The organism is Pseudomonas bohemica (genome assembly GCF_002934685.1).
GTDB lineage: Bacteria > Pseudomonadota > Gammaproteobacteria > Pseudomonadales > Pseudomonadaceae > Aquipseudomonas > Aquipseudomonas bohemica.
In genome coordinates this window covers 109,521-127,528 of the sequence record NZ_NKHL01000107.1, presented here as the reverse complement: position 1 = coordinate 127,528, position 18,008 = coordinate 109,521, and the positions used below count along the sequence as shown (strand labels likewise).

General features: G+C 56.6%; 24 protein-coding genes. 21 read left to right on the top strand and 3 right to left on the bottom strand.

Annotation, left to right across the window (positions count from 1 at the left end; all coding sequences use genetic code 11):
* Nucleotides 1-8 precede the first annotated feature (8 nt).
* The 18 genes from rplN (at nt 9) to bfr (ending at nt 9,416) form a co-directional block, all read left to right on the top strand.
* Entirely contained in the window at nt 9-377 is a 369-nt protein-coding gene (gene rplN, locus CE491_RS13945; RefSeq protein ID WP_003243907.1) for a 50S ribosomal protein L14, read from the top strand.
* Nucleotides 378-388: 11 nt separating this feature from the next.
* Nucleotides 389-703 (top strand): 50S ribosomal protein L24, encoded by a 315-nt coding sequence (gene rplX, locus CE491_RS13940; protein WP_002555478.1) that lies wholly within the window; start codon nt 389-391, stop codon nt 701-703.
* Between the two features lie 20 nt (nt 704-723).
* Nucleotides 724-1,263 carry a 50S ribosomal protein L5 gene (gene rplE / locus CE491_RS13935; RefSeq protein WP_037017720.1) on the top strand — a complete coding sequence of 180 codons (540 nt, stop codon included), beginning with the start codon at nt 724-726 and terminating at the stop codon, nt 1,261-1,263.
* A gap of 13 nt (nt 1,264-1,276) precedes the next feature.
* A complete protein-coding gene (gene rpsN / locus CE491_RS13930) occupies nt 1,277-1,582 on the top strand; it encodes a 30S ribosomal protein S14 (RefSeq protein WP_003228726.1) in 306 nt (101 codons plus the stop codon).
* Nucleotides 1,583-1,795: 213 nt separating this feature from the next.
* Nucleotides 1,796-2,188: a 30S ribosomal protein S8 gene (gene rpsH / locus CE491_RS13925; protein ID WP_020290698.1), complete on the top strand. Its 393-nt coding sequence runs from the start codon at nt 1,796-1,798 to the stop codon at nt 2,186-2,188.
* A 13-nt stretch (nt 2,189-2,201) separates the two neighbouring features.
* Nucleotides 2,202-2,735, top strand: coding sequence for a 50S ribosomal protein L6 (gene rplF, locus CE491_RS13920; RefSeq protein WP_074758964.1), 534 nt, complete (start codon nt 2,202-2,204; stop codon nt 2,733-2,735).
* Between the two features lie 10 nt (nt 2,736-2,745).
* Entirely contained in the window at nt 2,746-3,096 is a 351-nt protein-coding gene (gene rplR / locus CE491_RS13915) for a 50S ribosomal protein L18 (protein WP_037017727.1), read from the top strand.
* A 3-nt stretch (nt 3,097-3,099) separates the two neighbouring features.
* Nucleotides 3,100-3,600, top strand: a complete 501-nt coding sequence (gene rpsE, locus CE491_RS13910) for a 30S ribosomal protein S5 (protein ID WP_093468883.1) — start codon at nt 3,100-3,102, stop codon at nt 3,598-3,600.
* A 2-nt stretch (nt 3,601-3,602) separates the two neighbouring features.
* The gene (gene rpmD, locus CE491_RS13905) at nt 3,603-3,779 is read left to right on the top strand and encodes a 50S ribosomal protein L30 (protein WP_093468886.1); all 177 of its coding nucleotides are present in this window, start codon (nt 3,603-3,605) and stop codon (nt 3,777-3,779) included.
* Between the two features lie 3 nt (nt 3,780-3,782).
* On the top strand, nt 3,783-4,214 hold the full coding sequence (rplO, locus tag CE491_RS13900) for a 50S ribosomal protein L15 (RefSeq protein ID WP_037017733.1): 432 nt from the start codon (nt 3,783-3,785) through the stop codon (nt 4,212-4,214).
* Nucleotides 4,215-5,546: a preprotein translocase subunit SecY gene (gene secY, locus CE491_RS13895; protein WP_062384496.1), complete on the top strand. Its 1,332-nt coding sequence runs from the start codon at nt 4,215-4,217 to the stop codon at nt 5,544-5,546.
* 28 nt (nt 5,547-5,574) lie between these two features.
* On the top strand, nt 5,575-5,691 hold the full coding sequence (rpmJ, locus tag CE491_RS13890) for a 50S ribosomal protein L36 (protein WP_002555468.1): 117 nt from the start codon (nt 5,575-5,577) through the stop codon (nt 5,689-5,691).
* Between the two features lie 131 nt (nt 5,692-5,822).
* Nucleotides 5,823-6,179, top strand: a complete 357-nt coding sequence (gene rpsM, locus CE491_RS13885; RefSeq protein ID WP_004883692.1) for a 30S ribosomal protein S13 — start codon at nt 5,823-5,825, stop codon at nt 6,177-6,179.
* Between the two features lie 30 nt (nt 6,180-6,209).
* Nucleotides 6,210-6,599, top strand: a complete 390-nt coding sequence (gene rpsK, locus CE491_RS13880; protein WP_002555466.1) for a 30S ribosomal protein S11 — start codon at nt 6,210-6,212, stop codon at nt 6,597-6,599.
* Between the two features lie 18 nt (nt 6,600-6,617).
* Complete coding sequence (gene rpsD, locus CE491_RS13875) at nt 6,618-7,238, top strand: 30S ribosomal protein S4 (protein ID WP_037017742.1); 621 nt, start codon at nt 6,618-6,620, stop codon at nt 7,236-7,238.
* 22 nt (nt 7,239-7,260) lie between these two features.
* Nucleotides 7,261-8,262, top strand: coding sequence for a DNA-directed RNA polymerase subunit alpha (locus CE491_RS13870; RefSeq protein ID WP_007970428.1), 1,002 nt, complete (start codon nt 7,261-7,263; stop codon nt 8,260-8,262).
* Nucleotides 8,263-8,304: 42 nt separating this feature from the next.
* A complete protein-coding gene (gene rplQ, locus CE491_RS13865; RefSeq protein ID WP_110948914.1) occupies nt 8,305-8,691 on the top strand; it encodes a 50S ribosomal protein L17 in 387 nt (128 codons plus the stop codon).
* Nucleotides 8,692-8,951: 260 nt separating this feature from the next.
* Nucleotides 8,952-9,416, top strand: a complete 465-nt coding sequence (bfr, locus tag CE491_RS13860; protein ID WP_110948913.1) for a bacterioferritin — start codon at nt 8,952-8,954, stop codon at nt 9,414-9,416.
* Nucleotides 9,417-9,490: 74 nt separating this feature from the next.
* On the opposite strand, the gene uvrA is transcribed toward bfr, so the two are convergent.
* Nucleotides 9,491-12,325: an excinuclease ABC subunit UvrA gene (gene uvrA / locus CE491_RS13855; protein ID WP_110948912.1), complete on the bottom strand. Its 2,835-nt coding sequence runs from the start codon at nt 12,323-12,325 to the stop codon at nt 9,491-9,493.
* A gap of 188 nt (nt 12,326-12,513) precedes the next feature.
* On the opposite strand from uvrA, the gene CE491_RS13850 reads away from it, so the two are divergent.
* Both CE491_RS13850 and CE491_RS13845 read left to right on the top strand, forming a co-directional pair.
* A complete protein-coding gene (locus CE491_RS13850) occupies nt 12,514-13,908 on the top strand; it encodes an MFS transporter (protein ID WP_110948911.1) in 1,395 nt (464 codons plus the stop codon).
* Between the two features lie 9 nt (nt 13,909-13,917).
* Complete coding sequence (locus tag CE491_RS13845) at nt 13,918-14,442, top strand: single-stranded DNA-binding protein (RefSeq protein ID WP_110948910.1); 525 nt, start codon at nt 13,918-13,920, stop codon at nt 14,440-14,442.
* A 93-nt stretch (nt 14,443-14,535) separates the two neighbouring features.
* On the opposite strand, the gene CE491_RS13840 is transcribed toward CE491_RS13845, so the two are convergent.
* Nucleotides 14,536-15,012: a nuclear transport factor 2 family protein gene (locus tag CE491_RS13840; RefSeq protein ID WP_110948909.1), complete on the bottom strand. Its 477-nt coding sequence runs from the start codon at nt 15,010-15,012 to the stop codon at nt 14,536-14,538.
* A 61-nt stretch (nt 15,013-15,073) separates the two neighbouring features.
* Nucleotides 15,074-15,643, bottom strand: a complete 570-nt coding sequence (locus tag CE491_RS13835; protein WP_110948908.1) for a TetR/AcrR family transcriptional regulator — start codon at nt 15,641-15,643, stop codon at nt 15,074-15,076.
* Nucleotides 15,644-15,832: 189 nt separating this feature from the next.
* On the opposite strand from CE491_RS13835, the gene CE491_RS13830 reads away from it, so the two are divergent.
* Nucleotides 15,833-17,989 (top strand): mechanosensitive ion channel family protein, encoded by a 2,157-nt coding sequence (locus CE491_RS13830; protein ID WP_110948907.1) that lies wholly within the window; start codon nt 15,833-15,835, stop codon nt 17,987-17,989.
* Nucleotides 17,990-18,008 lie beyond the last annotated feature (19 nt).

Genomic DNA, 18,008 nt, shown 5'->3' with positions numbered 1-18,008 from the left:
GAAATTATATGATTCAGACTCAATCCATGCTCGATGTGGCCGATAACAGCGGCGCACGCCGCGTTATGTGCATCAAGGTGCTTGGTGGCTCTCATCGTCGTTACGCTGGTATCGGTGACATCATCAAAGTAACCGTCAAGGAAGCAATTCCTCGCGGCAAGGTGAAGAAAGGCCAAGTGATGACTGCAGTAGTAGTCCGCACTCGCCACGGTGTTCGTCGTGCAGACGGCTCCATCATCCGCTTCGATGGCAACGCTGCTGTTCTGTTGAACAACAAGCAAGAGCCGATCGGCACCCGTATCTTTGGGCCAGTGACCCGTGAACTTCGCTCTGAGAAGTTCATGAAGATCGTCTCGCTCGCCCCAGAAGTGCTGTAAGGAGATCCGACATGCAAAAGATTCGTCGTGACGACGAGATCATCGTGATCGCCGGCAAAGACAAAGGTAAGCGCGGTAAGGTGCTCAAGGTTCTCGCTGACGACCGTCTGGTTGTCGGTGGGATCAACCTGGTGAAGCGTCATACCAAGCCTAACCCGATGTCGGGCGTACAGGGCGGTATCGTCGAGAAAGAAGCGCCACTGCACGCTTCCAACGTCGCCATTTTCAACGGCGCAACCAACAAGGCTGACCGCGTTGGTTTCAAAGTTGAAGACGGCAAAAAAATTCGTGTCTTCAAGTCGACCCAAAAAGCGGTTGATGCTTGAACACTGCTAGGTAGAAGACCATGGCACGACTGAAAGAGATTTACTGGAAGGAAATCGCACCGAAGCTTAAGGAAGAACTTAAGCTGTCGAACGTGATGGAAGTTCCACGCGTAACAAAGATCACCCTGAACATGGGTCTGGGCGAAGCGATCGGTGACAAGAAAGTCATTGAGCATGCTGTTGCTGACCTTGAAAAGATCACCGGCCAGAAAGTCGTCGTGACCTACGCTCGCAAGTCCATCGCTGGCTTCAAAGTCCGTGAAGGTTGGCCGATCGGCGTCAAAGTGACTCTGCGCCGTGAGCGTATGTACGAGTTCCTGGATCGTCTGCTGTCGATCTCCCTGCCTCGGGTTCGCGACTTCCGCGGCCTGAATGCCAAGTCCTTTGATGGTCGTGGCAACTACAGCATGGGTGTAAAAGAGCAGATCATCTTCCCGGAAATCGATTACGACAAGATCGATGCCCTGCGCGGTCTGGACATTACCCTGACCACCACTGCTCGTACGGACGAAGAAGGTCGCGCATTGTTGCGTGCTTTCAAGTTCCCGTTCCGCAACTGACTGGAGTAGGACCATGGCCAAGAAGAGCATGAAAAACCGTGAGCTGAAGCGTCAGCTTACCGTTGCCAAGTACGCCACCAAGCGTGCAGCACTGAAAGCAATCATCGTGGATCTGAACGCAAGTCCGGAAGCACGTTGGGAAGCGACAGTTGCCCTGCAAAAGCAACCACGTGACGCCAGTGCCTCGCGCATGCGTAACCGTTGCCGCCTGACTGGTCGTCCGCACGGCGTTTACCGCAAGTTCGGCCTTGGCCGTAACAAGCTGCGTGAAGCTGCCATGCGTGGTGACGTACCAGGTCTGGTTAAAGCCAGCTGGTAAGCCGCACTTCTCGTATCGCGCTGGTCGAGATCTTCGGAAACTGACCGGCGTGAGACCTGAATTCAAATCAAGCCCCTTTTGGGGCTTGATTCGTTTCCGGCGTACGTCTAGAATTGCCGGCTCGCCAGAGCCCGTGTCCTCACGTGCCCGAGTTTTTGTGGCGACAAGCAGTAGCCGTAAGGCTAATTATTTTGTATTAGGAGCGTCTAGCCCATGAGTATGCAGGACCCGTTAGCGGACATGCTAACTCGTATCCGTAATGCCCAGATGGCCGAAAAGCCCGTCGTAAGCATGCCATCCTCCACTTTGAAGGTGGCTGTAGCTAAAGTCCTGAAAGACGAAGGCTACATTGCGGGTTATCAGATCAGCAGCGAAACCAAGCCCTTGCTGTCTATCGAGCTGAAATACTTCGAAGGCCGTCCGGTCATCGAAGAGGTCAAGCGCGTTAGCCGTCCAGGCCTGCGTCAGTACAAGTCCGTCGATGATCTGCCAAAAGTTCGTGGCGGTCTCGGTGTGTCTATCGTCTCCACCAACAAGGGTGTGATGACGGATCGTGCTGCGCGCGCTGCCGGTGTCGGCGGCGAAGTGCTTTGCACTGTGTTCTAAGGGGGGGATAAGCATGTCACGCGTAGCTAAGAACCCCGTTAAGTTGCCAGCAGGCGTCGAAGTCAAACTCGTCGGCCAGCAGCTTTCGGTGAAGGGTGCCAAGGGCACTCTGGACCTGAACATTCATTCGTCCGTTGAAATCGTTGAAGAAGCTGGTGAGCTGCGTTTCGCTGCTCGCAATGGCGATCAACAGACTCGCGCAATGGCCGGTACCACTCGTGCGTTGGTAAACAACATGGTCCAAGGCGTAAGCCAAGGCTTCGAGCGCAAGCTCCAGCTGGTCGGTGTTGGTTACAAAGCGCAAGCAAAAGGCACGGTGCTGAACCTGGCCCTTGGCTTCTCGCACCCAGTGGACTACGAATTGCCAGCAGGCATCACCGCTGAGACCCCCAACCAAACCGATATCTTCATCCGTGGTATCGATAAGCAGTTGGTTGGTCAAGTGGCCGCTGAGATCCGCGACTTCCGCCGTCCAGAGCCATACAAAGGCAAAGGCGTGCGTTACGCGGACGAAGTCGTCCGTCGTAAAGAAGCCAAGAAGAAGTAGGGCATAGCAAATGACCGTCAAAAAAGTTACCCGACTGCGTCGCGCTCGCAAAGCACGCCTGAAAATGCACGAACTCGAAGTCGTGCGTCTCTGCGTGTACCGCTCTTCGCAGCACATTTATGCCCAGGTCATTTCGGCCGACGGCAGCAAAGTCCTGGCAAACGCCTCGACTTTGGACAAAGAACTGCGTGATGGCGCCACTGGCAACATCGACGCGGCCACTAAAGTTGGCCAGCTGATCGCTGAGCGTGCGAAAGCCGCCGGTGTATCGCAAGTGGCTTTTGATCGTTCTGGCTTCAAGTACCACGGTCGCGTCAAGGCGCTGGCTGATGCTGCTCGTGAAGGCGGGCTGGAGTTCTAAGTTATGGCAAATAACGACCAAAAACGCGACGAAGGCTACATCGAGAAGCTGGTTCAGGTTAATCGCGTAGCAAAAACCGTAAAAGGCGGCCGTATCTTCACTTTCACTGCGTTGACCGTGGTTGGTGATGGTAAGGGCCGTGTTGGCTTCGGCCGTGGCAAGTCGCGTGAAGTGCCTGCTGCGATCCAGAAGGCAATGGAAGCTGCTCGTCGCAACATGATCCAAGTTGATCTGAACGGCACCACTCTGCAGTACGCCATGAAGTCCGCCCACGGCGCTTCGAAGGTTTACATGCAACCTGCTTCTGAAGGTACCGGCATCATCGCTGGCGGCGCAATGCGTGCTGTCCTGGAAGTTGCTGGTGTTCAGAACGTTCTGGCCAAGTGCTACGGTTCGACCAACCCGGTCAACGTTGTTCACGCAACGTTCAAGGGTTTGAAGGCTATGCAGTCTCCTGAGTCCATCGCTGCCAAGCGCGGCCTGAACGTTGAGGAGATCATCTGATCATGGCTACCGTTAAAGTTACTTTGATCAAAAGCATGACCGGCCGCATCCCTAACCACAAGCTGTGCGTTAAGGGTCTTGGTCTGCGTCGCATCGGTCACACTGTAGAAGTCGCTGATACCCCGGAAAACCGTGGGATGATCAACAAGGCTTACTACATGCTGCGAGTCGAGGGTTAATCGATGAAACTCAATGATCTGAGTCCAGCGCCGGGTTCCCGTCGCGAGAAGCATCGTCCGGGCCGTGGTATCGGTAGTGGTTTGGGTAAGACCGGTGGCCGTGGCCACAAAGGTCAGACCTCCCGCTCCGGTGGTACCATCGCTCCGGGCTTCGAAGGCGGCCAACAGCCGTTGCATCGTCGTCTGCCTAAGTTCGGCTTCGTCTCTTTGAAGGCTATGGATCGTGCGGAAGTTCGTACATCCGAGCTGGCTAAAGTGGAAGGCGTTGTAACTGTGCAGTCCCTGAAGGATGCCAACGTGATCAACCAAAACGTACAGCGCGTGAAAATCATGCTGTCCGGTGAGGTTACTCGCGCGGTCACCCTCAAAGGTATCGCAGCCACCAAAGGTGCGCGTGCGGCTATCGAAGCAGCTGGCGGCAAGTTCGAGGAATAAATGGCTAAGCAAGGTGCTCTCTCAGCGCTCAGCAAAAGTGGCGGGTTGTCCGAGCTCTGGGCTCGTCTGCGTTTTCTGTTCCTGGCGATTATCGTCTATCGGATCGGTGCGCATATCCCAGTTCCTGGTATCAACCCTGATCGGCTGGCGGACCTGTTTCGACAGAATGAGGGGACTATTCTTAGCTTGTTCAACATGTTTTCCGGTGGTGCGCTGGAGCGCATGAGTATTTTTGCGCTGGGGATCATGCCGTACATTTCGGCATCGATCATCATGCAGCTCATGACCGCTGTCAGCCCGCAACTGGAACAGTTGAAGAAGGAAGGTGAGGCTGGTCGTCGCAAGATCAGCCAATACACCCGCTATGGCACTGTCGTCCTGGCCCTGGTTCAAGCTATTGGCATGTCCATTGGTTTGGCCGGCCAGGGCGTTGCTTTCTCTGCAGATATCGGCTTCCACTTCGTGGCTGTCACCACCTTCGTGGCTGGTGCACTGTTCATGATGTGGCTGGGCGAGCAGATCACAGAGCGCGGTGTTGGTAACGGTATCTCGATGTTGATTTTTTCGGGTATCGTCGCCGGTCTTCCGAGAGCGATAGGGCAGTCTTTCGAGTCTGCGCGTCAAGGTGATATCAACATTTTCGCTTTGGTCGCCATCGGTTTGCTGGCAGTAGCGATCATCGGTTTCGTGGTGTTCATTGAGCGTGGTCAGCGTCGTATCGCCGTTCACTACGCCAAGCGTCAGCAGGGCCGTAAGGTCTTCGCTGCGCAGACCAGCCACTTGCCGCTGAAAGTGAACATGGCTGGTGTGATTCCGGCTATCTTTGCGAGCAGCATCTTGCTGTTTCCGGCTTCGTTGGGTGCCTGGTTCGGTCAGTCTGAAGGTATGGGCTGGTTGCAGGACATCTCGCAGTCGATCGCTCCTGGTCAGCCGTTGAATATTCTGCTGTTTAGTGCAGGGATTATTTTCTTCTGCTTCTTCTATACGGCGTTGATGTTCAATCCGAAAGACGTAGCGGAAAACCTGAAGAAGTCCGGTGCCTTTATTCCGGGTATCCGTCCTGGTGAGCAGTCTGCGCGTTATATCGATGGCGTTCTGACTCGGCTGACCATGTTCGGTGCTCTTTATATGATGGCCGTGTGCTTGTTGCCCCAGTTCCTGGTGGTTGCTGCAAACGTGCCGTTCTACCTTGGCGGGACCTCGTTGCTGATCGTGGTCGTGGTTGTGATGGACTTCATGTCCCAAGTGCAATCTCACCTCGTTTCGCACCAGTATGAATCCCTGATGAAGAAAGCCAACCTGAAGGGCTACGGCAGCGGCATGCTGCGCTGAAGCACCCATAAGGTTCGAGGAGTTGGTGATGAAAGTTCGTGCATCGGTGAAAAAGCTGTGCCGTAACTGCAAGATTATTCGCCGCGAAGGTGTTGTTCGAGTAATTTGCAGCGCGGAACCACGTCACAAACAGCGCCAAGGCTGAGTGTGATCTGTGCTAAAAGCCCAGCAGCTAGTGCGCTGCTGGGTTGATTATTTGTTATTACAGCGATATTATCTCGCGCCCTATTTCTTGGCTTCCGGGGCGTAGGTAGCTGTCAATTGGAGTCCCACTGAATGGCCCGTATTGCAGGCGTTAACATTCCAGATAACAAGCATACTGTTATCTCGCTGACCTACATCTATGGTGTTGGTCGCACGACTGCACAGAAAATCTGTGCTACCACCGGGGTTAACCCGGCGGCGAAGATCAAAGATCTGAGCGATGAGCAGATTGAACAGCTGCGTGGCGAAGTCGCGAAGTTCACCACTGAAGGTGACCTGCGTCGCGAAATCAACATGAAAATCAAGCGCTTGATGGACCTCGGTTGCTACCGCGGTCTGCGTCATCGTCGCGGTCTTCCAGTGCGCGGTCAGCGTACCAAGACCAACGCGCGTACCCGTAAAGGTCCGCGTAAGCCGATCCGCAAGTAATCGCCCCAGCGAATCGACAGGAATTAAATCATGGCAAAACCTGCTGCTCGTCCTCGTAAGAAAGTTAAAAAGACAGTGGTTGATGGCATCGCCCACATCCATGCTTCTTTTAACAACACCATCGTGACCATTACCGACCGTCAAGGCAACGCTCTTTCCTGGGCTACCTCCGGTGGTTCGGGTTTCCGCGGTTCCCGCAAGTCCACCCCGTTCGCTGCTCAAGTAGCTGCTGAGCGTGCTGGTCAAGCTGCGCTGGAATATGGCCTGAAAAACCTCGACGTGAACGTCAAGGGCCCAGGTCCAGGTCGTGAATCCGCTGTCCGTGCTTTGAACGGCTGTGGCTACAAGATCGCCAGCATCACCGACGTGACGCCAATCCCGCACAACGGGTGCCGTCCGCCGAAGAAGCGCCGCGTGTAATCCAGGAGATTGTAAAGAATGGCTCGTTACATTGGTCCAAAATGCAAACTCGCTCGTCGCGAAGGCACCGATCTCTTCCTGAAGAGCGGCGTGCGCGCTATCGAATCGAAGTGCAACATTGAAGCAGCACCTGGTATCCACGGCCAACGCCGCGGTCGCCAGTCCGACTATGGCACTCAGCTTCGTGAGAAGCAGAAAGTCCGTCGTATCTATGGCGTTCTCGAGCGTCAGTTCAGCGGTTACTACAAAGAAGCTGCCGGCAAGAAAGGCGCAACTGGTGAGAACCTGCTGCAACTGCTCGAATGCCGTCTGGACAACGTCGTATACCGTATGGGCTTCGGTTCTACTCGTGCCGAATCGCGTCAACTGGTATCGCACAAGTCGGTTAGCGTAAACGGCAAAACCGTAAACGTTCCGTCCTACCAGGTTCGTGCTGGTGATGTGGTTGCTATTCGTGAAAAAGCGAAGAACCAGCTGCGTATCGTCCAGGCTCTCGATCTGTGTGCCCAACGTGGCCGCGTAGAATGGGTAGAAGTAGACACTGAGAAAAAATCTGGCGTCTTCAAAAGCGTTCCAGCTCGCAGTGATCTGTCCGCCGACATCAACGAAAGCCTGATTGTCGAGCTCTACTCCAAGTAAGGGCTAGAAAATAGGTGCATCCATGCAGATTTCGGTAAATGAGTTCCTGACACCCCGTCACATTGATGTACAGGTTGTCAGTCCAACCCGCGCCAAGATCACTCTCGAGCCTCTCGAGCGTGGTTTCGGCCATACCCTGGGCAACGCGCTGCGCCGCATCCTGTTGTCCTCCATGCCCGGCTGTGCAGTAGTCGAGGCCGAGATCGACGGTGTACTCCACGAGTACAGCGCCATCGAAGGTGTACAGGAAGATGTCATTGAAATCCTGTTGAACCTTAAAGGTCTGGCTATCAAGCTGCACGGTCGAGACGAAGTTACGCTGACCTTGTCGAAGAAGGGTTCGGGGGTGGTTACCGCTGCCGATATTCAGCTGGATCATGATGTCGAGATCGTTAACCCCGATCACGTAATCGCTAACCTGGCGTCTAACGGCGCCCTGAACATGAAGCTCGTTGTAGCTCGTGGTCGCGGTTATGAACCAGCAGACTCGCGTCAGAGCGACGAAGACGAAAGCCGCAGCATTGGTCGCTTGCAGCTCGACTCCTCGTTTAGCCCGGTTCGTCGTATCGCTTACGTGGTGGAAAACGCCCGTGTCGAACAGCGCACCAACCTGGACAAACTGGTTATTGATCTGGAAACCAACGGTACCCTGGATCCTGAAGAGGCTATCCGTCGTGCAGCAACCATTCTGCAACAGCAGTTGGCTGCGTTCGTCGACCTTAAAGGTGACAGCGAACCTGTTGTAGTCGAACAGGAAGACGAGATCGATCCGATCCTGCTTCGTCCGGTTGACGATTTGGAACTGACCGTACGTTCGGCCAACTGCCTTAAGGCGGAGAACATTTACTACATAGGTGACCTGATTCAGCGCACTGAAGTGGAACTGTTGAAGACTCCGAACCTGGGCAAGAAATCCTTGACTGAAATCAAGGACGTTCTGGCTTCTCGTGGTCTCTCCCTCGGCATGCGCCTCGACAACTGGCCGCCTGCAAGTCTTAAGAAGGACGACAAGGCGACTGCCTGATCGTCGTAATCACCGAACGTTGTGTTTGGTAAGGAATGAACCATGCGTCATCGTAAAAGTGGACGTCACCTGAGCCGTACCAGCTCTCACCGCAAGGCCATGTTCCAAAACATGGCGGTGTCGCTGTTCGAGCACGAGCTGATCAAAACTACCCTGCCGAAAGCCAAGGAACTGCGCCGCGTTGCCGAGCCGCTGATCACTCTGGCCAAGATCGACAGCGTTGCTAACCGTCGTCTGGCTTTCGACCGTACTCGTTCGAAAGAAATCGTTGGTAAGCTGTTCAACGATCTGGGCAAGCGCTATGCAACCCGTGAGGGTGGCTACCTGCGTATCCTGAAGTGCGGTTTCCGCGCTGGCGACAACGCGCCTATGGCGTATGTCGAGCTGGTTGATCGTCCTATCGGTGGCTCCGTAGAAGCCGCTGAATAAGACATCAGTCTTTACGAAGAACCGGGCCTAGTGCCCGGTTTTTTTGTTTTCTGGTCTTCGCCTAAATACAACGCGTTATCAATTGATTTCAAGAAAATCGCGCTAACTCTTAGTGATAAAGAGAACTCCCCTCATTTCGCCCGTTTTTTGGCACCAAATGTCAGGAAATCACAGAATTTCTTCGTTTTTCTGCTCTTTGCCGGTGACCTTCCTTTAATGTTGGTTCAGACTATCGGCTTTCGAGAAGGAGATTTGCGGCAATGCAGGGCCACCCGGACGTCATCGATTACCTAAACACGCTGCTGACCGGCGAACTGGCTGCGCGCGACCAGTATTTCATTCACTCGCGGATGTACGAGGACTGGGGTTTCAGCAAGCTTTATGAGCGAATCAACCACGAGATGGAAGAAGAGGCGCAACACGCTGATGCGTTGATGCGCCGAATTCTGATGCTTGAAGGTACCCCTCGTATGCGCCCGGATGATCTGGACGTCGGCACTACGGTTCCTGAGATGCTCGCCAGTGATCTTCGTCTGGAATACAAGGTTCGCGCCGCACTCTGCAAGGGCATCGCCCTTTGCGAGCAGCATAAGGACTACGTCAGCCGCGACATCCTGCGTGTTCAGTTGGCCGACACCGAAGAAGACCACACCTATTGGCTCGAAAAGCAAATGGGTCTGATCAAGACCATCGGCCTGGAAAATTACCTGCAATCGCAGTTCTGATTTCAATTCAAGAAAAAGCCCCTGTCATGGTCACCATGACAGGGGCTTTTCATTCCGCGACCTCCAAAGCCGGGTCAGGCGCGGTCACGCTCCAGCAACGGTTTGAGGTAGTGCCCAGTATAGGACTGCTTCATCTCGGCAACCTGCTCCGGGGTGCCGGTCGCGATGATCTGCCCACCTTTAGAGCCGCCTTCCGGCCCGAGATCGACAAGCCAGTCCGCGGTCTTGATCACGTCCAGGTTGTGCTCGATCACCACCACGGTGTTGCCGTGGTCACGCAGGCGGTGCAGGACGTCCAGCAGCTGCTGAATGTCCGCGAAGTGCAGGCCGGTAGTCGGTTCGTCGAGGATATACAGCGTCTTGCCGGTATCGCGCTTGGAGAGCTCACGAGAAAGCTTGACCCGCTGTGCTTCGCCGCCTGACAACGTGGTAGCCGACTGACCCAGCTTGATATACGACAGACCGACATCCATCAGGGTCTGCAGCTTGCGCGCCAGCGCTGGCACGGCGTCAAAGAACGCGCGTGCTTCCTCGATGGTCATTTCCAGCACTTCGTGGATGCTCTTGCCTTTGTACTTGATCTCAAGAGTTTCACGGTTGTAGCGCTTGCTTTTGCAGACGTCACACGGGACATAGATGTCCGGCAGGAAGTGCATCTCCACTTTGATCAGACCATCGCCCTGGCACGCCTCGCAGCGACCACCTTTGACGTTGAAGGAGAAGCGCCCTGGACCGTAACCACGGGAGCGCGACTCAGGCACGCCAGCGAACAGCTCACGAATCGGTGTGAACAGGCCCGTGTAAGTCGCCGGGTTGGAACGCGGCGTGCGGCCGATCGGGCTCTGGTCGATGTCTACCACCTTATCCAGATGCTGCAGACCGTCGATGGTGTCGTGCGTAGCGGCTTCCAGCGTCGTCGCACCGTTGAGCGCAGTAGCGCTGAGCGGGAACAGGGTGTTGTTGATGAGCGTCGATTTGCCCGAGCCGGAGACCCCCGTCACGCACGTGAGCAGCCCTATCGGGATTTCCAGATCGACGTTACGCAGGTTGTTGCCGCGCGCGCCTTTCAGTTTGAGGGAGAGCTTCTTGTTGCGCGGTGTGCGCTTGACCGGGACTTCGATCTTTACCCGACCGGACAGATACTTGCCAGTCAGCGAATCCGGGTGGTCCATAACTTCTTGCGGCGTGCCCTCGGCAACGATACTGCCGCCATGGACGCCTGCACCCGGGCCGATGTCGACCACGTAGTCCGCTAGACGAATCGCGTCCTCGTCATGCTCGACGACAATCACGGTGTTACCGATATCACGCAGGTGCCGGAGGGTGTCCAGCAGCCGATCGTTGTCACGCTGATGCAAGCCGATGGACGGTTCATCGAGGATGTACATCACCCCCACCAGGCCGGCGCCAATCTGGCTCGCAAGACGAATACGCTGGGCTTCACCGCCGGACAGGGTGTCCGCGCTGCGATCCAGCGTCAGGTAGTCCAAGCCAACGTTGACCAGAAACTGCAGACGCTCGCGGATCTCTTTGAGAATCTTGTCAGCGATTTCGCCGCGGCGCCCAGTGAGCTTCAATTCGCCGAAGTAGTCCGTTGCATCGCCGATCGGCAGATTGGTCACTGCCGGCAGAGTCTTCTCGCCGACCCACACGTGCCGTGCTTCACGGCGCAGGCGTGTGCCACGGCAGTCCGGGCAGGGCTGAGTGCTCAGGAACTTGGCCAGTTCTTCACGCACGGTGGCAGACTCGGTTTCGCGGTAGCGGCGCTCCAGATTAGGCACGATGCCCTCGAATGGGTGCGCACGTTTCACGATATCGCCACGGTCGTTCAGGTAACGGAAATCGACGTTCTGGCTGCCGCTGCCGCTGAGCAGGACTTTCTGCTGATCGGCCGGCAGTTCCTTGAACGGGACCTCCAGGCTGAACCCATAATGCTTCGCCAGCGAGCCGAGCATCTGGAAGTAATAAACGTTGCGCCGGTCCCAGCCGCGTATGGCACCTTCGGCCAGCGTCAGTTCACCATTGACCAGACGCTTGGTATCGAAGAACTGCTTCACGCCCAGGCCGTCGCACGTCGGGCACGCGCCTGCCGGGTTGTTGAACGAGAAAAGCTTGGGTTCCAGCTCGCTGATCGCGTGGCCGCAGATCGGGCAGGCGAAGCGCGCGGAGAAGATCATCTCTTCACCCAGCTCATCATCCATCGGAGCGACCAACGCGATGCCGTCAGCCAGCTTCAATGCGGTCTCGAAAGACTCTGCCAGACGCTGCTGCAGATCGGTGCGGACTTTGAAGCGGTCCACGACGACATCGATGGAATGTTTCTTCTGTTTATCCAACTTTGGCAGTTCGTCGAGCTCGCACAGCTTGCCGTTCACTCTCGCACGTACGAAGCCTTGGGCGCGCAGTTCTTCGAATACCGCCAGATGCTCGCCCTTGCGCTCACGGACCACGGGGGCCAGCAGCATCAACCTGCTGCCTTCGGGCTCTGCCAGTACCAGATCGACCATCTGGCTGACCGTCTGTGCTTCCAGCGGAATGTCGTGATCAGGGCAGCGAGGCTGACCGACGCGGGCATAGAGCAGGCGCAGGTAGTCGTAGATTTCGGTAATGGTGCCGACAGTCGAGCGCGGGTTGTGGGACGTGGACTTCTGCTCGATGGAGATCGCTGGCGACAGGCCTTCGATGGTGTCGACGTCAGGCTTTTCCATCATCGACAAGAACTGACGTGCATAGGCCGACAGCGATTCGACGTAGCGGCGCTGCCCTTCGGCGTAGAGCGTATCGAATGCCAGCGATGATTTGCCGGAACCGGAGAGCCCGGTTATGACGATCAGCTTGTCCCGTGGCAGGGTAAGGTCGATGTTTTTCAGGTTGTGGGTTCGAGCCCCACGAATCAGGATCTTGTCCAAGGTGGCCTCGCACGGCGGGCGTCAAAACGCAGGAGTATACGGCCAAATACTGGATGGATGCACACTATCGAAAAGCGCCAGGCCATATCTGTGAAAAAGAAGTTTCCGGCGATGCGCGGCAAAGCGTCGTATGTGCTGTACATCGATGGGACTGGTAGAATCGCCGCCGGTTCACATGAGGTTCTTCCATGCACGATTCTCACAGCGAGCGCATGAGTGGCAGCGAAACCCGCGCAGCGGGCGGTCTGGCGCTGGTGTTCGCGTTCCGTATGCTTGGCATGTTCATGGTTTTGCCGGTCCTGGCGACCTACGGCATGGACCTGGCTGGCGCAAGCCCCGCGCTCATTGGCCTGGCGATTGGCGCATACGGCCTGACCCAAGCGGTGCTGCAAATTCCATTCGGGATCATTTCCGATCGTATCGGCCGGCGGCCGGTCATTTATCTGGGATTGGTGGTCTTTGCCCTGGGCAGCGTACTGGCAGCGCAATCGACATCGATCTGGGGCGTGATTGCCGGCCGGATTCTCCAAGGTGCCGGCGCTATCTCGGCGGCAGTGATGGCATTGCTGTCTGACCTCACCCGCGAGCAGCACCGCACCAAAGCCATGGCGATGATCGGCATGACCATCGGTGTTTCGTTCGCCGTCGCCATGGTGGTCGGACCTATCCTGACCAGCGCGTTCGGCCTGTCCGGACTTTTCCTGGCTACCGGGGCAATGGCTCTGATCGGCATCGTGATCGTTGCGTTCGTTGTGCCCAAGTCGACGGTCACGCTGCAACACCGCGAGTCGGGCCTGGCGCGTCAAGCGCTTGGGGCAACGCTGCGCCATCCGGATCTGCTGCGTCTGGATTTGGGTATCTTCGCGTTGCACGCCATGCTGATGTCCAGTTTCGTCGCATTGCCGTTGGCGCTGGTCGAAAAAGCCGGCTTGCCCAAGGAACAACATTGGTGGGTCTACCTGACCGCACTGCTGATCTCGTTCTTCGCCATGATCCCGTTCATCATTTACGGCGAGAAGAAACGCCAGATGAAGCGGATTTTGCTGGGTGCAGTCTTGGTGCTGATGGTCACTGAGCTATTCTTCTGGGAGTTCGGCGACACGCTTCGGGCGTTGGTGATCGGCACCGTGGTGTTCTTTACCGCGTTCAACCTGCTGGAGGCCTCGCTGCCTTCGTTGATCAGCAAGGTCTCTCCGGCGGGTGGCAAGGGCACGGCGATGGGGATTTACTCCACCAGCCAGTTCCTCGGTTCCGCCGCTGGCGGCATCCTCGGTGGCTGGCTGTTTCAGCACGGCGGGCTTGGTGTTGTGTTCCTCGGCGGCGCTGGTCTGGCCGCCATTTGGCTCGCGTTTGCTGTTACCATGCGCGAACCTCCGTACGTGACCAGCCTTCGCCTGCCGTTGTCGCCCGAGGCTCAACGCGACACAGGTCTTGCCGATCGCGTGTTGGCCGTACGTGGAGTAACAGATGCAGTAGTGGTGGCCGACGAGGCCGCCATCTATATCAAATTTGACAAAGAACTGTTGGATCGGGCGTCTTTCGACGAAGTGGTCAATCCAGCGTCGGAAACGTGTGAAGCCTAGGAGAACGTTATGGCCCGTGGGGTTAACAAAGTCATATTGGTCGGCACATGTGGCCAGGATCCCGAAGTTCGCTACTTGCCTAACGGTAACGCCGTGACCAACCTGAGTCTGGCGACAAGCGAGCAATGGACCGACAAGCAAACCGGTCAGAAAGTCGAAAAGACCGAATGGCACCGCGTGTCGATGTTCGGCAAGGTCGCAGAGATCGCCGGCGAGTACCTGCGTAAAGGTTCGCAGGTCTACATCGAAGGCAAGCTGCAGACCCGCGAGTGGGAAAAAGACGGCATCAAGCGTTACACCACTGAAATCGTTGTCGACATGCAGGGCACCATGCAACTGCTGGGCGGCCGTCCACAAGGCGACGCGCAACAAGGTCAGGGTGGCGGCGGTTATCAGAATTCCGCACCTCGTCCACAACAGCAACCACGCCCGCAGGCCGCTCCTCAGCCGCAGCGCGAGTCGCGTCCCGCTCCACAACAGGCGCCGCAGCCCGCACCTGATTTCGACAGTTTCGATGACGATATTCCGTTTTAATTCTCCGAAATCGAACGCAGTAACGCGTTGAACAAACAGGCCCCCGCACAGCTCTGCTGCCGGGGGCTTTGTCTTGGGAGCGACAAGTTGCGTTTAAAGCCCCAAGTCGCTCAATCCCGGATGGTCATCGGGGCGGCGTCCCAGCGGCCAGTGGAATTTGCGCTCCGATTCCTTGATCGGCATGTCGTTGATGCAAGCGAATCGACGATGCATCAGGCCGTCTTCGGCGAATTCCCAGTTTTCGTTTCCGTAGGAGCGAAACCAGTTCCCCGAATCGTCGTGCCATTCGTAGGCGTAGCGCACGGCGATGCGGTTGTCGGTGAAGGCCCACAACTCTTTGATCAGCCGGTAGTCGAGTTCTTTTTTCCACTTGCGGGTCAGAAAGCCTTTGGCTTCTTCGCGGTTGGTAGCGAACTCGGCGCGGTTACGCCATTGGGTGTCGAGTGTGTAGGCCAGGGACACTTTTTCCGGGTCCCGGCTGTTCCAGCCGTCTTCGGCCAAGCGGATCTTTTCAATGGCCGATTCGCGGGTGAAGGGAGGTAGTGGCGGGCGAGTCTGAGCGTTGGACATGGCGAAGCCTCCAGGCAAGTTGGATAGATCGGTGAGTGAAGCGTTCTTCAAGCTCGGGCCTCTAGGGCGAGGCCTGTTTCAGCAACAACTGCGCAACATCCCTTGCGCTGTCGGCGGCACTGTAGTCACCCATGACGCGAGCGGTGGTGATGGCGCCTTCCATCAGAATGAGCAACTGTCTGGCCAGTACTGACGGTTGCTCGATGTTCAGTTGCTCGGCGAGTTCAAGCGCGTAGTCGAGCAACTTCTGTTTGTGCGATTTGGCGATCAGCCGGATTGGGTCATTCGAATCCCCAATCTCACCGGCCGTGTTGATGAACGCACAGCCATGAAAACCTTCGGACTCAAACCAGTCATTAAGTACGACAAACATGTTCAGGATTCGCCCTCGCGGCGTTTCAGCCTTGTTGGACTCGGTCCTGAACCACTGCATCCAGCGCACGTCTCGAGCGTTCAGCGCGGCAGCGGCCACTTCGTCCTTAGTGGCGAAGTAGCGGTAGATGCTCTTTCTGGCAACGCCGGAAGTCTTCACCAGAAGGTCCATGCCGGTGGCGTGAATCCCGTTCTGGTAGATGAGTCGTTCGGCGGTCGCGAGGATTTTTTCGCGGGTATCGTTTGTCTGTGTGCTCATGGGTTTGCAAGGTAGAACGATCGTTCTCCCCGGTCAAGCGACGCATGAAAAATGGTTGTTTCCGTTGGTCGGGACGAACCGGTACGCATGAAGCTTTGCGACGCAGGCGAACTTGCGGGGCGAATATCGATCAGTTTCTGTGGGCATTGATTTCTCCGTCCCTCATGACTGAAAGGAGTGACCTGCGTTTTGTCGAACTTCAAATCCGTCCTGTTGCTGTGTGTAATCCTCTGCCTCGGCAGCCTCAACATTCAAGCGGCCGATGCCCCTGCGGCCAGTACCGCACAATCAAGCGCCCCGGCTGACACGCCTGCTGCCGAGCCCGAAAAGCCGGAAATTCTGGTCAAGGGAGGATTGCTCGGGGCCATCAGCTCAAGTATCGACAGCGTGCAGAACAAGCTGGATCTGGACGGCCATCTGTTCGACTCCTGGCGCTTGCGTGCTGACCGCGCTGCTGATGAGCTGGGGGCCTTGGTCAACAAGCCATCGTCCCGCTCGCCGTGGGCCATTGCCGGAGATTTCCTGATTTTGTCGGTCGTCTGGATCGGCGCATTCCTGATCCTCAATCGCGTTGGTGCGTTCATCGCGAGCCGTATATCCCGGCATCGCCTGCTGCAACGGTACGGGCGAGTGCAGGGCGTATTGGGGTACATTTTGCCGTTCACGATTCCGGCGCTGATCTGCCTGCCGCTGACGTTGTATGTCAGTCATTTCATCCCGACGTCGGTGGGCAGGGCGCTGGCGCTGTGCCTGGCGTACTCCACCAGCAGCGGTATTTTCTCGACCTCGGTGTTGCTGTCGGTGATCGTACTGTTCAACTCGGGGCACAAGCGCCCAGCGGTTCGCATCATTCGTGATTACACGCCACATCCGCTGTTCATCATCGGCTTCTTCGCGGCCTTGAGCGATGCACTGACCAGTCCTCAGATTGCCCGTCAGTTGGGCGGCAACGTGACCACCAGCGTCGCAGCGTTCACCGGTCTGATGGCCTCGGTGATGTTCTGCATCGTCGTCATTCGTATGCGTAGGCCAGTGGCGCATCTGATTCGCAACCGTCCGTTGGCCGCTCGCCTGACGAGACCAGCGTTGCAGCAGACATTGAAGATTTTCTCGAGCCTTTGGCATCTGCCGATTTTGCTGATGATCCTGGTGTCGGCGGTCAGTCTGATCGGCGCGGGAGAGGACAGTCAGGAAGCCCTGCGATGCGCGTTGCTAACGACAGTGTTATTGATCGGGACGGTGTTCCTAAGCACCCTGTTTCAGCATATGTTCAAACCCGCCGAAGCGCGCATTAGCAGCGTCTATAAGGAACGTCTGCTGAGCCTGCTGCATGCAGTACTGCGTATTGCTCTGGCGATAGGGTTCATCGAGATATTGGGCAGGATATGGGGCTTTTCGCTGTTCGAATTCGCGCAACGCAACGCGCTTGGCAAGGTGATCAGCGACTCATTGAGCAGTATCGGGATGATCTTCCTGGTGACCTGGCTGCTGTGGGTAGTGATGGACACGGCGATCCAGGAGGCCCTCAAGCCGCCGACCAATAATCGCTCCACGCGCCAGCCCAGTACGCGTGTCAAGACCATCCTGCCACTGCTGCGTAATGCGATAAAAATCATTCTGGTGGTGATCTGCACGATCACCACCATGGCCAATCTCGGGATCAATGTCGGGCCGCTGCTGGCCGGTGCGGGGGTCGTCGGTCTGGCCATCGGTTTCGGTTCGCAGCAACTGGTTCAGGATGTGATCACCGGCCTGTTCATCATCATTGAGGACACGATTTCCATCGGCGATTGGGTGGTGCTGGATTCAGGTCATGCCGGCACGGTGGAAAGCCTGACCATTCGCACGCTGCGGTTGCGCGATGGCAAGGGCTTCGTGCATTCGGTGCCGTTCGGCCAGATCAAGGCGGTGACCAACCAGTCCCGGCAATTCGCCTATGCGTTTTTTTCGTTCCAGTTCACCTACGACTCGGATGTGGACTCAGCGACTTCGCTGATCCGCGAAGCAGGGCAGGCGATCAGTGACGACTTTCTGCTGGCGAGCAAGCTGCAAGGGCCGTTGGAGGTGTTCGGGCTCGATCGCATGGACATGAACGGGATCGTGATCACCGCTCAATTCCGTACTTCGTCGGGCGGGCAGTACGCGGTGAGCCGCTCGTTCAACGACAAGCTCAAGCGTCTTGTGGATAAGTCCCCCGACGTGCGATTCGCGCAGACTTACCCACAGCTGATCATGAGTCCGCACAACGGGCAGATGGCGCCGGTCGAGGATGAAGATGGGCAACCGCAGCCGGTGCCGGGCAAGGCGACGGTGGTGAACAAGGATGGCTCGGAGAGTCCGGTTTGAGCCGATCTATCCTAGGGGC

Bases quoted from the DNA above. Each gene is read 5' to 3' on its own strand.
- CE491_RS13840 (WP_110948909.1), bottom strand. From the start codon at position 15,012: ATGTCCAACGCTCAGACTCGCCCGCCACTACCTCCCTTCACCCGCGAA.
- CE491_RS13850 (WP_110948911.1), top strand. From the start codon at position 12,514: ATGCACGATTCTCACAGCGAGCGCATGAGTGGCAGCGAAACCCGCGCA.
- rplE (WP_037017720.1), top strand. From the start codon at position 724: ATGGCACGACTGAAAGAGATTTACTGGAAGGAAATCGCACCGAAGCTT.
- CE491_RS13845 (WP_110948910.1), top strand. From the start codon at position 13,918: ATGGCCCGTGGGGTTAACAAAGTCATATTGGTCGGCACATGTGGCCAG.
- rplN (WP_003243907.1), top strand. From the start codon at position 9: ATGATTCAGACTCAATCCATGCTCGATGTGGCCGATAACAGCGGCGCA.
- bfr (WP_110948913.1), top strand. From the start codon at position 8,952: ATGCAGGGCCACCCGGACGTCATCGATTACCTAAACACGCTGCTGACC.
- secY (WP_062384496.1), top strand. From the start codon at position 4,215: ATGGCTAAGCAAGGTGCTCTCTCAGCGCTCAGCAAAAGTGGCGGGTTG.
- rpmD (WP_093468886.1), top strand. From the start codon at position 3,603: ATGGCTACCGTTAAAGTTACTTTGATCAAAAGCATGACCGGCCGCATC.
- CE491_RS13870 (WP_007970428.1), top strand. From the start codon at position 7,261: ATGCAGATTTCGGTAAATGAGTTCCTGACACCCCGTCACATTGATGTA.
- rpsK (WP_002555466.1), top strand. From the start codon at position 6,210: ATGGCAAAACCTGCTGCTCGTCCTCGTAAGAAAGTTAAAAAGACAGTG.
- rpsN (WP_003228726.1), top strand. From the start codon at position 1,277: ATGGCCAAGAAGAGCATGAAAAACCGTGAGCTGAAGCGTCAGCTTACC.
- rpsD (WP_037017742.1), top strand. From the start codon at position 6,618: ATGGCTCGTTACATTGGTCCAAAATGCAAACTCGCTCGTCGCGAAGGC.
- rplX (WP_002555478.1), top strand. From the start codon at position 389: ATGCAAAAGATTCGTCGTGACGACGAGATCATCGTGATCGCCGGCAAA.
- rpsE (WP_093468883.1), top strand. From the start codon at position 3,100: ATGGCAAATAACGACCAAAAACGCGACGAAGGCTACATCGAGAAGCTG.
- rplR (WP_037017727.1), top strand. From the start codon at position 2,746: ATGACCGTCAAAAAAGTTACCCGACTGCGTCGCGCTCGCAAAGCACGC.
- CE491_RS13835 (WP_110948908.1), bottom strand. From the start codon at position 15,643: ATGAGCACACAGACAAACGATACCCGCGAAAAAATCCTCGCGACCGCC.
- rplF (WP_074758964.1), top strand. From the start codon at position 2,202: ATGTCACGCGTAGCTAAGAACCCCGTTAAGTTGCCAGCAGGCGTCGAA.
- rpsH (WP_020290698.1), top strand. From the start codon at position 1,796: ATGAGTATGCAGGACCCGTTAGCGGACATGCTAACTCGTATCCGTAAT.
- rplO (WP_037017733.1), top strand. From the start codon at position 3,783: ATGAAACTCAATGATCTGAGTCCAGCGCCGGGTTCCCGTCGCGAGAAG.
- rpmJ (WP_002555468.1), top strand. From the start codon at position 5,575: ATGAAAGTTCGTGCATCGGTGAAAAAGCTGTGCCGTAACTGCAAGATT.
- rplQ (WP_110948914.1), top strand. From the start codon at position 8,305: ATGCGTCATCGTAAAAGTGGACGTCACCTGAGCCGTACCAGCTCTCAC.
- rpsM (WP_004883692.1), top strand. From the start codon at position 5,823: ATGGCCCGTATTGCAGGCGTTAACATTCCAGATAACAAGCATACTGTT.